The sequence below is a fragment of the Rhodoluna sp. genome (assembly GCF_024639375.1).
GTDB lineage: Bacteria > Actinomycetota > Actinomycetes > Actinomycetales > Microbacteriaceae > Rhodoluna.
Genome location: NZ_JAHEIM010000013.1, coordinates 55,646 through 70,471, shown reverse-complemented (window position 1 = coordinate 70,471; position 14,826 = coordinate 55,646). Strand labels below are relative to the sequence as shown.

At 52.2% G+C, this 14,826-nt stretch carries 15 protein-coding genes; 13 read left to right on the top strand and 2 right to left on the bottom strand.

Features of this window, described 5'->3' with window-relative positions:
- Positions 1-1,609: dihydroxy-acid dehydratase (gene ilvD, locus Q0L28_RS05810; RefSeq protein WP_296632853.1), on the bottom strand; the 1,609-nt coding region annotated here is incomplete at its 3' end.
- Positions 1,610-1,670: 61 nt separating this feature from the next.
- Between ilvD and Q0L28_RS05805 the strand changes: the two genes are divergently transcribed.
- The 6 genes from Q0L28_RS05805 to Q0L28_RS05780 are packed head-to-tail and all read left to right on the top strand — an operon-like array spanning position 1,671 to position 6,610.
- Entirely contained in the window at positions 1,671-2,642 is a 972-nt protein-coding gene (locus tag Q0L28_RS05805) for a magnesium transporter CorA family protein (RefSeq protein WP_296632851.1), read from the top strand.
- A gap of 9 nt (positions 2,643-2,651) precedes the next feature.
- Positions 2,652-3,548, top strand: a complete 897-nt coding sequence (locus Q0L28_RS05800; RefSeq protein WP_296632849.1) for a phytoene/squalene synthase family protein — start codon at positions 2,652-2,654, stop codon at positions 3,546-3,548.
- Positions 3,545-5,149 carry a phytoene desaturase family protein gene (crtI, locus tag Q0L28_RS05795; RefSeq protein WP_296632846.1) on the top strand — a complete coding sequence of 535 codons (1,605 nt, stop codon included), beginning with the start codon at positions 3,545-3,547 and terminating at the stop codon, positions 5,147-5,149. The genes Q0L28_RS05800 and crtI overlap by 4 nt, the downstream gene beginning before the upstream one ends.
- Entirely contained in the window at positions 5,146-5,454 is a 309-nt protein-coding gene (locus tag Q0L28_RS05790; RefSeq protein WP_296632843.1) for a lycopene cyclase domain-containing protein, read from the top strand. The genes crtI and Q0L28_RS05790 overlap by 4 nt, the downstream gene beginning before the upstream one ends.
- Positions 5,451-5,744, top strand: coding sequence for a lycopene cyclase domain-containing protein (locus Q0L28_RS05785; protein ID WP_296632841.1), 294 nt, complete (start codon positions 5,451-5,453; stop codon positions 5,742-5,744). The genes Q0L28_RS05790 and Q0L28_RS05785 overlap by 4 nt, the downstream gene beginning before the upstream one ends.
- Complete coding sequence (locus Q0L28_RS05780) at positions 5,741-6,610, top strand: prenyltransferase (protein ID WP_296632838.1); 870 nt, start codon at positions 5,741-5,743, stop codon at positions 6,608-6,610. Before Q0L28_RS05785 ends, Q0L28_RS05780 begins: the two co-directional genes overlap by 4 nt.
- Here the strand turns inward: Q0L28_RS05780 and Q0L28_RS05775 are convergent.
- Positions 6,578-7,279, bottom strand: coding sequence for a SprT-like domain-containing protein (locus Q0L28_RS05775; RefSeq protein WP_296632834.1), 702 nt, complete (start codon positions 7,277-7,279; stop codon positions 6,578-6,580). The two genes, Q0L28_RS05780 and Q0L28_RS05775, sit on opposite strands and share 33 nt — an antisense overlap.
- Positions 7,280-7,365: 86 nt before the next feature.
- On the opposite strand from Q0L28_RS05775, the gene Q0L28_RS05770 reads away from it, so the two are divergent.
- From Q0L28_RS05770 to Q0L28_RS05740, 7 genes are all read left to right on the top strand, one after another.
- Complete coding sequence (locus tag Q0L28_RS05770; RefSeq protein WP_296632831.1) at positions 7,366-8,718, top strand: cytosine permease; 1,353 nt, start codon at positions 7,366-7,368, stop codon at positions 8,716-8,718.
- Positions 8,719-8,740: 22 nt separating this feature from the next.
- Positions 8,741-9,211 carry a nucleoside deaminase gene (locus Q0L28_RS05765; protein WP_296632828.1) on the top strand — a complete coding sequence of 157 codons (471 nt, stop codon included), beginning with the start codon at positions 8,741-8,743 and terminating at the stop codon, positions 9,209-9,211.
- A 75-nt stretch (positions 9,212-9,286) separates the two neighbouring features.
- Positions 9,287-10,000: an NUDIX domain-containing protein gene (locus Q0L28_RS05760; protein ID WP_296632825.1), complete on the top strand. Its 714-nt coding sequence runs from the start codon at positions 9,287-9,289 to the stop codon at positions 9,998-10,000.
- Positions 9,997-11,277 carry a quinolinate synthase NadA gene (nadA, locus tag Q0L28_RS05755; protein ID WP_296632822.1) on the top strand — a complete coding sequence of 427 codons (1,281 nt, stop codon included), beginning with the start codon at positions 9,997-9,999 and terminating at the stop codon, positions 11,275-11,277. The genes Q0L28_RS05760 and nadA overlap by 4 nt, the downstream gene beginning before the upstream one ends.
- Positions 11,278-11,300: 23 nt before the next feature.
- Positions 11,301-12,857 (top strand): L-aspartate oxidase, encoded by a 1,557-nt coding sequence (gene nadB, locus Q0L28_RS05750; protein WP_296632819.1) that lies wholly within the window; start codon positions 11,301-11,303, stop codon positions 12,855-12,857.
- Positions 12,844-13,695, top strand: coding sequence for a carboxylating nicotinate-nucleotide diphosphorylase (gene nadC / locus Q0L28_RS05745; RefSeq protein ID WP_296632816.1), 852 nt, complete (start codon positions 12,844-12,846; stop codon positions 13,693-13,695). The genes nadB and nadC overlap by 14 nt, the downstream gene beginning before the upstream one ends.
- Positions 13,695-14,816: a cysteine desulfurase family protein gene (locus Q0L28_RS05740; RefSeq protein ID WP_296632811.1), complete on the top strand. Its 1,122-nt coding sequence runs from the start codon at positions 13,695-13,697 to the stop codon at positions 14,814-14,816. Before nadC ends, Q0L28_RS05740 begins: the two co-directional genes overlap by 1 nt.
- Positions 14,817-14,826: the final 10 nt, after the last annotated feature.

Below are 14,826 nucleotides of genomic sequence, written 5' to 3'. Positions count from 1 at the left end.
GAGGCTGCCAAGTTTGCTTGCGGGCAGCCAGCTCTTCTGGCTCAACGAGTAGTTCGAGCGAACGAGCAGCGATGTTGACTCGAATTAAGTCTCCATCGCGAACCAGAGCAATTGGTCCACCTTCGGTGGCCTCTGGTGCAATGTGTCCGATGCAAAGGCCGGTTGTGCCGCCTGAGAATCGTCCGTCTGTTAATAGTAGAACATCTTTGCCCAAACCGGCACCCTTAATTGCGCCAGTAATAGCCAACATCTCGCGCATGCCAGGGCCGCCCTTAGGGCCTTCGTAGCGAATAACCACTACGTCACCAGCTGAGATCTTGCCTTCGGTCAACGCATCCATAGCCTCGCGCTCGCGCTCAAAAACGCGGGCTGGGCCAGTGAATTCTTCAAGATCGAAACCTGCGGTCTTCACCACGGCACCCTCAGGAGCCATTGATCCGCGCAAAATCGAGATTCCACCGGTCTTGTGGATTGGGTTCTGAAGTGAACGGATGATCTTGCCATCTGGGTCTGGCGGGTTGATGCCTGCTAGGTTTTCGGCAACCGTCTTGCCAGTCACGGTTAGGGCATCGCCGTGAATTAGGCCAGCGTCAAGCAGGGCCTTCATTACAACAGGCACGCCGCCAACGCGGTCAACGTCGGTCATTACGAACTGGCCGAAAGGCTTTAGGTCGCCAAGGTGCGGAACCTTGTCGGCGATGCGATTGAAGTCATCCAAAGTTAGGTCAACTTCTGCTTCTCGAGCGATCGCCAACAAGTGCAACACTGCGTTGGTTGAACCGCCGAATGCCATGGTCACAGCAATGGCGTTTTCGAAGGCCTTCTTGGTCAAAATGTCGCGGGCGGTGATGCCAAGGCGCAATAGGTTAACCACGGCCTCGCCTGAGCGGTGAGCCCAAACGTCGCGACGGCGGTCGGCAGCCGGTGGGGCAGCTGAACCTGGCAGGCTCATGCCGAGTGCCTCGGCCGCTGAGGCCATGGTGTTTGCGGTGTACATGCCACCACAGGCACCTTCGCCTGGACAGATTGCGCGCTCGATGCGGCCTAGGTCTTCTTCTGACATCTTTCCGGCCTTGCAAGCACCAACCGCCTCAAAGGCATCGATGATGGTGACCTGTTTCTCTTCACCAGACTCAAGTTTCACCCAGCCAGGCATGATTGTGCCGGCATAAAGGAACACTGATGAAAGGTTTAGGCGAGCTGCCGCCATCAACATGCCAGGTAGTGACTTGTCACAACCGGCAAGCAAAACAGAACCGTCTAGGCGCTCGGCCTGCATCACGGTCTCTACTGAGTCAGCAATGACTTCGCGAGAAACCAGCGAGAAGTGCATGCCCTCGTGGCCCATTGAGATGCCGTCTGAAACCGAGATTGTGCCGAACTCAAGCGGGTATCCGCCGGCAGCGTGCACACCTTGCTTGCTGGCATCGGCCAAACGATCAAGTGAAAGGTTGCAAGGGGTCACCTCGCTCCATGAGCTGGCCACGCCAATTTGAGGCTTTACCCAGTCCTCATCGCCCATTCCAACAGCACGAAGCATGCCTCGTGAGGCGGTCTTTTCAATTCCATCGGTAACGTCGCGTGAGCGTGGCTTCATATCTACAGACATAGGTGCAAGTCTAAACCTTGAACCCCCTAGAAATTCACAGTGATTGCCTAGGATGAAGGGCATGCGCCGCAGTCGACTTTACGAAAATGGGCAGGTTGTCCAGACGGATTTTCCGCTCAGCCTGATTCCTTCAATCAAGAACAAACGAAACAAGTTCTTCTGGATTGACCTGGTAGCCCCAACCGAGAAAGAACTAGCCGTAATCGGCACCGAGCTCGGCCTAAACAAGTTGGCGCTTGAAGACGCCTTTGCCGGTCGCCAACGACCAAAACTTGAACATTATGAATCGCACATCTTTATCAACGCCTACACCGCGCGCTTCAAGCGAAAGTCAAAAAAACTAGCCAGCGAAGAAATTGCCATCTTCGTTACTAAAAACGGCCTGATTACCGTTCGCGATGACGAGAACTTTCCAATTGACGACCTCTTGCGTCGTTGGGACGACAGCATCGAGTTGGCCTACTCACAAGTTACATATCTGCTCTGGGGTCTGCTCGATGTGATTGTGGATGGCTATTTCGATGCCGTTGAAGAGCTTGATTTGGAAATTGAAGCCCTTGAGGAGCTGATGTTTGCCGATGAGAGAGTCGGAATCGAAATTCAGCAACGCACATATGAGTTGCGCAAGGCTTTGGTGATTCTTCGTCGCCTAGCTGTGCCAATGCGTGAAGTCATCAACCCGCTGGTGCGCCAAGATTTGAAACAACTCGACAGCGCCATGTATCCGTACTTTCAAGACATCTACGACCACGTGATGCGCGTTGCCGACTGGACAGAGTCGCTTCGCGATTTGATTACGACCCTGCTCGAAACCAACCTGACTATCCAAAGCAACAACATGAACCTCATCATGAAGAAAGTAACTTCATGGGCGGCAATCATTGCGGTGCCAACTGCTATCACCGGATGGTTCGGTCAAAACATTCCTTATCTTGGCTTCGAACAAGAGTGGGGAGTCTGGGCTTCTGGAGGTTCCATCGTGGTGGTCTCTGGCATCTTGTACTGGGCTTTCCGCCGCAACGACTGGCTGTAACCTTTAGTGGTGGAGACAATCGACATCGACAATCAACCGTCGAGCCTTACCCAATACACGCGAGCCGCTCAGCGCGCCGCTGCCGAGGTAATTGACACTTACTCAACCTCTTTTGGTTGGTCTTCAAAATTGCTTTCAAAAAAACTGGCTACTCATGTGCGCAACATCTATGCGCTCGTTCGAGTTGCCGACGAAATCGTTGATGGCGCCGCTGCCGAAGCTCTAGAGAATTCATTCTCGGTTGACCCACTGTCGATCCTTGATCAAATGGAACGCGACACCTACCGCGCCATGGATTGCGGCTTCAGCAGCAACCTGATCATTCATGCTTTTGCATCAACCGCTCGCCAAGTTGGCATCGAGCGCGATTTGGTTCAGCCTTTTTTCACATCAATGCGAATGGATCTAAATCGCCGAATTTACGACCAGCGCGGTTTTGACATTTATGTTTATGGTTCAGCCGAAGTCGTGGGCCTTATGTGCCTCAAGGCTTTCTTGCACACTCGAATGGTGAGCGACGAGCAGAATTCCGAGTTCGTTACTGGCGCACGTGCCCTCGGTGCAGCCTTTCAAAAAGTGAACTTCTTGCGTGACTTGGCTGCAGATTTTAAAAAGCTAGGTCGCTCATACTTTCCACAAATTCGCATCGAAGAATTCACCGAGGCACAAAAACAAATTTTGGTTGACGACATTTACCGCGACCTAGCCACTTCTCGCAATGCTTTGGTGAAATTGCCGGCTAGCTCACGACGCGCGGTTTCTGCCGCACAAATGATGTTCACCGAGCTAAACGCTGTAATTGCAGCAACGCCAGCGAATCGCTTGATTGAAACTCGAGTTCGAGTTTCAAACCCTAAGAAACTTTGGATTTTTATCAAAGCTTGGTTTGGAGTTGTTGCCCGATGAGTCAAAAAACTGCAGTTGTTGTGGGCGGCGGTATCGCTGGGCTAGCTACCGCAGGCATTTTGGCGAAGGCGGGCATGAAAGTGACACTGCTTGAGGCACGCAATCAAGTTGGTGGCCGCGCTTCGCTCTGGCAAAAAGACGGTTTCAAGTTCGACATGGGGCCATCTTGGTATTTGATGCCAGATGCATTCGATCAATTCTTTAAATTGATGGGCACCACTGCAGATGCAGAGTTGAACCTGGTTCGACTTGACCCGGCATATCAAACTCGCAACGAGGGCATGGGCGACAAACTCATCATTCGTGAAAACTTGGCCGACAACAAAATTTTGTTTGATGAGATCGAGCCTGGCGCCGGCGCAAGACTGCAGGATTACCTAGATTCGGCCGAAGACGCCTACAAACTTTCAATCAAGCATTTTCTTTACACGAACTTTCAAAACCTAAATTCTTTTTTGAGCCCCGAAGTCCTAAAGCGTGCCACGCGTTTTGTTCGACACCTGCTGACTCCCCTAGACACCTTTGCGGGCAAGCACGTTCGTGACGCTCGCCTTCGCAAGATTCTCAATTTTCCGGCGGTTTTCTTGGGCGCTTCACCTTATGACACCCCGAGCATGTACCACCTGATGACTCACGTAGACATGAACGTCGGCGTTTTTTATCCGATGGGTGGAATGTACACAATCATCGAAGCCATCGAGCGCCTTGCCTTGAAGCACGGTGTTGAAATTCACACCAACGCCCGAGTCACCAGCATCGAAACTACCGATGACAACCACGTTGCCGGCGTAATGGTTGGCGAAGTTTTCTATGAAGCAGACGTGGTTATTGGCAATGCCGATCTGCACCACGTTGAAACTCAACTGCTCGCACCAAAACACCAATCGCTGCCTGAGGCTTGGTGGAAAGACAAAGTTCCAGGCCCTTCGGCCATGTTGTTGTATCTGGGTGTTCGTGGCAAAGTCCCTCAGCTTGATCACCACACCTTGCTGTATGCCGATGACTGGGGCAAAAACTTTAAAGAAGTGTTCCGCACTCCAAGAGAGAAGTTGGCTCGCAACGCGAAGAGCGTTGTGCCAAACCCTGCTTCGCTTTACATTTGCGCACCGAGCATCACCGACCCATCGGTTGCGCCTGAAGGTTACGAGAACCTCTTTGTTCTGGTTCCGGTTGCTGCTGACCCAGAGCTAGGTAAGGGTGGCATTAACCGTGGCGGTGACGCAGCATTCGAAGAAGCGGCCGATCGAATCATCCAACAGATTTCTGACTGGTGTGAAATTCCAGACCTGGCCGAGCGCATTGTGGTTCGTCGCACCATGGGCCCACAGGATTTTGTGGATGACCTCAATGCCTGGTCAGGCACAGCGTTGGGCATGGCTCACACTTTGAAGCAGAGTGCATTCTTTAGACCTAAGAACAAGAGCAGCAAAGTTGAAGGTCTTTACTACGCCGGCCACCACAGCCTGCCAGGCATTGGTTTGCCGATGTGTTTGATCGGTGCTGAGTTGGTTTACAAGCGCATGGTGAATGACAAATCGGCCGGCCCTATCCAAGGCGAAATCAAACCTGTTGGCAAGAACGGCTGGAAGGGCCTGCGTTGAGTTTTGTTTATCTAGCAGCTCTGCTGGTTTCAATAGCCGGGTTAGCAACGCTAGATTTTCGTCACAAACTTGGCTTTGCCATCAACGCGTGGCGCGCAACCATAACTCTTGCAATCGGCGTTGTCTTCTTTTTGATTTGGGATATCAGCGGGATTGCTTTTGGCATATTTTTTCGTGGCCATGCAAAGCATCTAACCGGTTGGCAATTGGCGCCTGAGTTGCCAATTGAAGAGCTGTTCTTTTTGATTGTGCTCTGCTACACGACGTTGTTGATTTTCAACGCTGTGCGAAAGAAGCTCAAATGACTTATCTGGCGCTCAACGCAACATTCTTGCTCACCCTTTTTGTAGTTCTAAATGTTTTGGTGCGCCGAACTCCTTGGCGCGTAATTGGAATCACAACAATTTTTCTGCTCGTGCTAACTGTGATATTTGACAATGCAATCGTTGGCACCGGCATCGTTGCCTATGACGCCAGCAAAATTTCGGGATTAATGATTGGCGTTGCTCCAATCGAAGACTTTGCATATACCCTCGCAGCGGCAATACTCATTCCATCGGTATGGATTCTGTTGGAACGAGGGGGCAAGAAATGATTGAAGCGATTCGCCAGCTGTTTTGGACTTCAAGACCAATCTCCTGGATCAACACTGCTTATCCATTTGCCATTACTTATTGGTTGATTAGCGGCAGCACCGGCCCCGAACTTTGGCTGGGCGCCTTGTTCTTCTTGATCCCCTACAACCTGCTGATGTATGGCATCAACGACGTGTTCGATTACGAAAGTGATTTGCGCAACCCGCGCAAGGGCGGCCTAGAAGGCAATCTGCTGCAACCACGCTGGCACCGATTCACCATCATCTCGGCAACCGCGCTCAGTTTTCCGTTCTTGCTTTATCTCACCCTGGTAGGCACCTCGGCGGCTACCGGCTGGCTTTACCTATTTGTTTTCACCGTGGTGGCATACAGCGCCAAGGGTCTGCGATTTAAAGAGAAACCATTTTTGGATTCGCTAACCTCGGCAAGCCACTTTGTTGGGCCGATGATTTATGCGGTGGCTTTGGCTGGTGCCAACCTGACTGACTTCAAAATTCTCTCCATGATTTTGGCCTTCACCCTCTGGGGAATTGCTTCACATGCATTTGGTGCAGTGCAAGATGTTCAGGCTGACCGCGAGGGTTCAATCGCTTCTATTGCCACCGTGATTGGCGCACGCAACACTGTGCGCTTTGCTTTTCTTGCTTACCTTGCAGCTGGGCTGATTGTGCTCAACTCTGGTTGGCCTGCCGCGCTCGCCTCAATAGCAGCGATTCCCTACCTGGTGATTGTTGGAAAATTCTGGAACATCACAGATGAAACTTGTGAAACCGCTAACGCAGGCTGGAAGCGATTTATCTGGCTGAACTTCTTCTCCGGTTTTGTTGTTTCGTTATTGGTGATTTGGTTCGCCATAACTCGGTAGCACTTCGTCGCGGTGACGCCAGCGAATCAAATTGCGCTGCTCGTAACCCGGGGCGCAAATTGCACAGCTCAGCATTCGGGTTGGTCGACGATATCGGTAATGCCTATGCCCCTTAGGGCAGGTGCCAATCCAAGTTGCGGTTTCAACAGCAATTTCTTTACCCGTGAATTTCTCGGCGCGATAGCCAATTGATTTTGCAGTGCTCAGCCACTTTTTGCCATGGCCCGCAGCTTTGCCGCAAATGGCATGCGCTACCTCATGCAAAATAACCTGCATCGATTCATCCATGTCATGAATGTCAACCAAATAGCGTGAGATAGAAATTTGCTTATTGGTGTAGTCACACAAACCGGCACGACGTTTTGCACTGTCGAAGGCGAAACTCCAAACACCCATGTCTAAGAATTCGGCCATCTTGGTTTCACCCATCAAGCGCACGTAGTCATAGCGATCGCAACTCATGCGCAGATAGCGATGCTTACCCTTGGTGAACTGACGGCCAGTCTGAAAGCCGACATTTTCGAGACGAGCAATTGTTGGCAAGTCGTTTACTTCAACCACGGTTTTAACAACCTCTTGATCGCGCTGGTCGAAGTTTGTGGCCAAGAATGCCAGGAGCGCAGATTCATCCGCCAGCAGCCCGGCTAATTGAGGATCATCGAAGGTCATTGCACAACAAAGATACCTTTGTGTCGGTCATGTAAAACACTCGCGAATAGGCGTTTTCATTTTTCAAAGGCCACTAGATTATGGTCATGTCAAATACAAACTCTGGCTCTGCTAAGGCAACCACTATCGAAACCAACGACATCGCCCCAATTCCTGCTGGCGAACGTCACGGCAAGGCATGGCACCTGTTCACTGTCTGGTCGTCTCCGAATCTAGAATTCGCAACCATATTCATCGGTTTTCTCGCTGTTATTGTTTTTGGGCTTAACGTCTGGCAAGCAATTGCAGCAGTCGTAGTCGGAAACTCTCTTGCTGCAGTTACTCACGGAGTGCTTAGCACCTGGGGTCCAAAGACTGGTTTGCCACAAATGGTTCTTGGTCGCAGCGCTTTTGGAAAGCTCGGCAACATTATTCCTGCCGGCCTTTCAACATTGGTTGCCGGAATCGGCTGGTTTGCCGTGAACTCAACCTCGGGTGCATTCGCACTTCAGGCGCTAACTCATCTTTCAATTGAAGTTTCGCTGCTGATCGTTGTCGTCGCGCAAATTCTGGTTGCTTTTGTCGGCCACAACTTGATTCAAAAGTTTGAGCGCTACGCCTTCTATTACCTCGTGGTTGTTTTTGGCATTGCCGCGGTGATCGTTCTTTCTCAGGGCAACTATGTTGTTGCCGCAGATAAGTCATCATTCAATCTGATTGGCTTCACATTGACCGCAGCTGCGGCTTATGGATACACAGCAGGCTGGACCGCATTTGCATCTGACTACACTCGCTACCTGCCTGCTAACACAAACTCTCGACAATTGGGATTAGCAGCTGGTCTTGGAAACTGGTTCGCAACCACATTGCTGATGTCGGTTGGAGCAGTGGCTTGGACAGTTGCCTCACCTGAAGGAAACCCAACCTCCAACTTCACCGGTTTGCTACACAATGATTTTCTAGCCGCACTTGTTCTGCTTGGCATCGCGGTGGGCTCGATTGGTGCAAACGTTCTTAATGTTTATTCAGGCGCAATGTCGTTTCTTGCGGTTGGCATCAAACTTGGCTTCAAGGCGCGTCGCGCGATTATGGTTGCCCTTGCCGGCGTCATCGGTTCGATCACTGCATATGCGGCAATCAAGGGTGATTTTGTTGGTGGGTTCGAAGGTTTCTTGCTAGTAGTAAGCTACTGGGTCGCTCCGTGGATCTCTATTGTACTGACCGACTGGTTAGTTCGCGGCCGCAAGCACTCAAGCGATCTCGAGGGCAATGGCGAAAACATTGCCGGAGTAATTGCATTTGTAGTGGCAACCGTTTTCTCAATTTGGGGATTCGCCAACCAGGTTGCTTACACCGGCCCACTATCCGCGGGTCTTGGTGACATCACACCGCTAGTCGGTTTTGTTGTTGCAGCGGCACTTTATTCAGCGCTTTACAAAGCACTAAAGATCAAAAAGTAAAAACAAACGAGAGGCCTCGGCGATGGAATTTAAAGTTGGTCAAGTTTTTAAAACTGACGAAGAAAAACTTCAGGTTGCCATCGCCGAGGCTCACCTCGGCTTATCCGAAGGGGGCATACCAATTGGAGCAGCCCTTTTTGATGAAGAAGGACAACTGCTAGGCAGCGGTCACAACCTTCGTGTGCAAGAAGGCGATGCCTCAATGCATGGCGAGACCAGCGCTTTTAGAAATGCTGGTCGCCAGCGCTCTTATCGCAAAGTCACCTTGGCCACCAGCCTGAGCCCCTGTTGGTATTGCTCGGGACTTATTCGTCAATTCGGAATTGGCCGTGTGATTGTGGGCGACGACAAAAACTTTATGGGCGGGCAGGACTGGGTTGCCGAACACGGTGCCGAGGTGCACGTGCTGAATGACCCCGGGCTAATCAAGCTCATGGGTGACTTCATCGAGGCCAACCCAACCCTTTGGAACGAAGACATCGGCGAAGACTGATTTGAGTTAAAGTCCATTTGACTATAAGATTGCTGCACTTATAGTCATTTCGACTTTTACTAGATCGGCCCCCGGATGAGCACCTCGGTTGCAAGCGCTATCGAAGCGCCAAGCCTTGCTGTTTCGACCGTGATCTTCACCCTTCGCCCTTGCGAAGACGGGCAACTCAAATTAGCCCTGCCTCTAGTTAAAAGAATTCGTGCGCCATTCGAAGGTCAATGGGCTTTGCCCGGCGGGCCACTCAAACCTGATGAAGATTTGGCCGACGCCGCGGCCAGCAAGTTGAAACAAACCACCGGCCTTGAACCTCGATACCTTGAGCAGCTCTATGCGTTTGGAAATCTTGACCGTTCGCCGATGAGCAAACTTGAAGACAGAGTGGTCTCGATTGTTTACTGGGCTTTAGTTGGCACGGTTGAAGCTGAGAAAGCAATCGAAAGCGAAAACGTTCACTGGTTCTGGGCCGATGAATTACCAAAGCTGGCATTCGATCACAACCTGATTGTTGAATACGCGCTCTGGCGTTTGCGCAACAAACTCGAATACTCTCGCCTGGCCCACGGATTCTTGCCAGAGACTTTCACCCTCGCTCAATTGCGCGAAGTGTATGAAGCAGTGCTAAACAAACCACTCGACCCAGCGAACTTTCGACGCATGGTGGAGTCGAATGGTGCAGTGGTTGCCACCGGTGAACGACTTGCTGGCACCAGACACCGCCCACCCCAGCTTTACCGCTATGACTCATCAATTGATTTAACCGATTTAGGCCCGCTAGGAGAAAAACAATGACAACAGCATCAGTCAACGAAAGAATTCAGTTGATTGTCACAGGTAAATCGAGTGAATCAACCTGTAGCCCTTCTCTAGCCAAGGGCCCATGGGAATTTGATGGCGGCCCTACCGCCTATGGACCTGGCGCATCAAGTGAAGATGTAATTCCAACTGGCTCACCGCGACAGGGTGCACTGCCAGACAGTTATAAAAACGCTTCGGATGAAGAGTTGCACGATCGAATTCGCAAGGCCAAAGAAACTCTTGGCAGCAAGGTCGTAATTCTTGGTCACTTCTATCAGCGCGACGAGATTGTTCAGCACGCCGACTATCTAGGTGACTCATTTCAACTTGCCAACGCCGCCAAGGCTCACCCAGAAGCAGAAGCGATTGTTTTTTGTGGCGTGCACTTCATGGCAGAAACCGCAGACATTCTTTCTGCACCAAACCAATCCGTAATTTTGCCAAACCTGGCAGCGGGTTGCTCAATGGCCGACATGGCCGACATTGATTCAGTGACTCAGTGCTGGGAAGAACTCACCGAACTGTACGGCAGCGAACCTGACGCGCAGGGTCGCGCGCCGATTATCCCGGTGACATACATGAACTCTTCGGCTGCACTCAAGGCATTTTGCGGCGAGCACGGCGGAATCGTTTGCACCTCATCCAACGCAGCAGTTGTGCTGAAGTGGGCCTTCGAGCGCGGTCAGCGCGTGCTGTTTTTTCCCGATCAGCACCTTGGCCGCAACACCGCTAAAGCCATGGGGGTGACCCTTGAGCAAATGCCGCTGTGGCACGGTCGCAAGCAGATGGGTAGCAACACATCCGAAGCATTGCAAGACGCCAAGGTTATTTTGTGGAACGGCTTCTGCTCAGTTCACAAGCGCTTCAACGTTGGCCAGATCGAAAAGGCACGCGTGGACTTTCCAGGTGTTCGCGTGATCGTGCACCCAGAGTGCCCAATGGAAGTCGTTGACGCCGCAGATGAAAACGGCTCGACCGATTACATTCGCAAAGCAGTTGAAGGCGCAACCGAGCCAACCACTTTTGCAATTGGCACCGAGGTAAACATGGTGCAACGCTTGGCAGCGCAGCACCCAGAGCACAACATCTTCTGCCTTGACCCAGTGGTGTGCCCTTGCTCAACCATGTATCGAATTCACCCGGGATACCTTGCCTGGGTTTTGGAGAACCTTGTTGAAGGCAAAGTTGTGAACCAAATTTCGGTTGATGCAGCCGTTGCAACAAACGCAAAGATCGCACTCGAAAGAATGTTGGCAGCGAAGCCGCTTTAGTTCGAAATCACATTTAGGAACAAATGAAAATTGTTGTAATCGGCAGTGGTATCGCCGGATTAGTCGCAGCGGTTGAAGCCAGCCGCAATCACGATGTTGTGCTTGTGACTAAATCGAACCTTGCCGAAAGCAACACCCACTACGCGCAGGGTGGCATTGCTGCAGTGACTTCAAAGAACGACACCGTTGCTGAGCACATAGCCGACACCCTTTCGGCCGGTGCAAATTATTGCTTCGAGCCTGCAGTTGAAGCACTGTGCATCGAAGGCCCAAACCGTATTAACGATTTGATTCAGTTCGGTGTTGACTTCGACAAAGCTGGTTCAGATTTTGCACTTGGTCTAGAGGCGGCGCACTCACACGCACGCATTTTGCACGCTGGCGGCGACACTACCGGCGCAGAGGTAAGCAACGCATTGGTAGAAACAGTTCGCAAAACTGCAACCCACATTCACGAGCACACTTTTGTGGTTGATCTTGAAATTCAAAGCGGTGTGGTCACCGGGGTGCATTTGCTTGACGCAAGCGGCAAGCACTTTGTTGAAGCTGATGCAGTGATTTTGGCGAGTGGTGGCGCGGGGCAGCTCTATCGCCACACCACCAACCCAAGTGTCACCACCGGTGATGGCCTCGCAGTTGCATTGCGCGCGGGCGCTGAACTAATTGACCTTGAGTTTTACCAATTTCACCCAACCGCACTTGCCGTGCCGGGCAGCTTTTTGATTTCTGAAGCAGTTCGCGGTGAGGGCGCCAATTTGATCAACAACAGGGGTGAGCGCTTCATGCAAAAACTGCACCCGCTCGCCGAGCTTGCTCCTCGCGATATTGTTGCGCGAGGCATCCAAGCCGAAATGATGTTGCAGGGTGGCGAACCAGTATTGCTAGACGCCACCGCACTTGGCGCAGAGTTCCTTGAAAAACGATTCCCAAGCATCACCAAAACTTGCAAGGCATATGGTCTCGACCTAGCCAAGACCCCAATTCCAGTGACCCCGGCAGCGCACTACTGGATGGGCGGTGTCGCCACTGATACCTATGGGCGCACCAGCATCCCAGGTTTGTATGCCGTTGGCGAGGTGGCTTGCAACGGCGCACACGGAGCAAACCGTTTGGCCAGCAACTCGCTACTTGAATCAATTGTGTTTTCTCACCGTGCGGTTGAAGTTTTGGGCAAGCCATGGCCTTCAAACGCTCCCGAAACCCGTTGGCACGATAGCGGTCGCTTGGCCGAACTTGAAATAGATGACCCAGCCACTCGCCCACTAGACACCACCGAGGTGGTTGACCGAGTTGAACTGCAAACTTTGATGTGGGACAACGTTGGTTTAGCCCGAACCCGCAAAGATTTGCTGGCTACTCGTGAGCGACTTAACAGTTGGCGACCTGCCGCCGAAGGCCACCGCCTATTTCCGGACTGGGAAGACGCAAACCTGCTGCTGTTGGCAACCGCAGTGACCGAAGCGGCATTGGCACGCATCGAATCTCGTGGTGGCCACTACCGACTGGATTACCCAACGACGCAGCCGAACATGGCAAAGCCAATCACAGTTTCGAGAAAGGCCGCTAATGCTGACCACTGAGATCATCAATGAAGCCGTTTCGCGAGCTTTACATGAAGACGCACCAACCGGTGACATCACCTCACAACACTTAATTCCCGCGGATGCGACTGCGACTGCCGAGTTGGTGGCACGCGAGCCTGGAGTGTTTAGTGGTGGCGAAGTTTTTATAGCAGCATTCAAAATCACTGACGCTTCAACATCGGTGGAATTGAAAATTGCAGATGGTGAAAAATTCGTGGCCGGCCAATTGCTCGCTGTGGTGAGTGGCAATGCCCGAGCAGTGCTTACTGCCGAACGCATTGGTTTGAACTTCACTCAGCGCATGTGTGGAATAGCTTCATTGACAGCGCAGTACGTGGAAGCCGTTGCGGGCACAAATGCAAAGATTCTCGACACTCGCAAAACCACCCCCGGCCTGCGCCCGTTTGAGCGTCACGCAGTGGTTTGCGGTGGCGGTCACAATCACCGCTACTCGCTCAGCGATCAGGTGCTTGCCAAAGACAACCACCTCGCGGTTCTTACTCGCGGCGGCAAAGACCTGACCACCGAGCTAAAGCGTGTTCGCAGCGAAATCTCGCCGAACATCAAGTTTGAAGTTGAAGTCGATCGAATCGACCAGATTGCGCCGGTGCTTGCAGCAAATGTCGACATCATCATGCTCGACAATTTCACTTTGGTTGAACTGCGCGAAGGTGTTGCATTGATTGGTGGCAAGGCCGTGGTTGAGGCATCCGGAGGGGTTAATTTGAATACCGTTGCGGCAATCGCAGCAACTGGCGTAGATGTGATTTCAGTTGGCGCGTTGACTCACAGTGCACGCGCCCTCGACCTCGGGCTCGACGTAAAGATCAACTAATGATCTATCTCGACAACGCAGCCACTACCCCGGTTAAACCCGAGGCTCTGCAGGCTGCGTGGCCATGGTTGACTTCTGAGTTTGGAAACCCATCGAGCCAACACGAGCTTGGGTTTCGCGCCAAAGATGCGCTTGCCGATGCACGCGCACGAGTTGCCAAGTTCTTCAACGCCAAGGCGAGTGAAATTATTTTCACTTCCGGTGGCACCGAGAGCGACAACCTTGGCATCGTGGGCTTGGCATTAGCTATGCCTCGCGGCAAACACATCGTGAGCGCTCGCACCGAACACGAAGCCGTATTGCAATCGCTCGATTACCTTCAACGCGTGCACGGTTTTGAAATCACCTGGTTGCCGCTCGATGAGTTTGGTCAGGTGAGCGGTCTTGAAGCAGCACTGCGCGACGAAACAACTTTGGTCACGTTGATGGTTGCCAATAACGAAATTGGCACGTTGCACCCGATTGCCCAACTTTGCGCAATTGCTCACGCTCGCGGTGCCCTTTTTCACACGGATGCGGTGCAGGCCGTTGGCTGGGTTGACCAGAATGTTGCCGAACTTGGCGTTGATGCCTTGAGTATTTCGGGCCACAAGTTTGGTGCACCCAAAGGCAGTGGCGCTTTGTTTTTGAAGGGTCGCACCGCAGCTGAACCGCTGATTCACGGTGGCGGCCAAGAGAGCGGTTTGCGATCGGGCACCGAAAACGTGGCCTGGGCGGTTGCACTGGCCACAGCGCTAGAACTTTTAACACCAGCGGCCGCCGCAGCCGAACGCGTTGCAAAACTTCGCGATGACTTCATCCGAAGTGTTTTGCAGGCAACACCGAACGCAATATTGACCGGGCACCCAACCAACCGTTTGCCAAACATCGCATCGTTTTGTTTTGACGGTGTGAGCGGCGAGGCACTTCTGCTAGAGCTCGAGCGCCGCGGAGTAATCGTTAGCAGCGGGTCGGCATGCGCGGCTGGTAGCGATGAACCTTCACACGTATTGACTGCCATCGGCATCGACGCAGAGCTTGCCCAAACCGCTGTTCGCTTTAGCTTTGCGCACGACACCTCGGCCGAAGACCTACAGAACGCAGTTGGCGCGCTTAGCAGAGCATTTGAAGGCTTTAAATAAAAAACTCGCC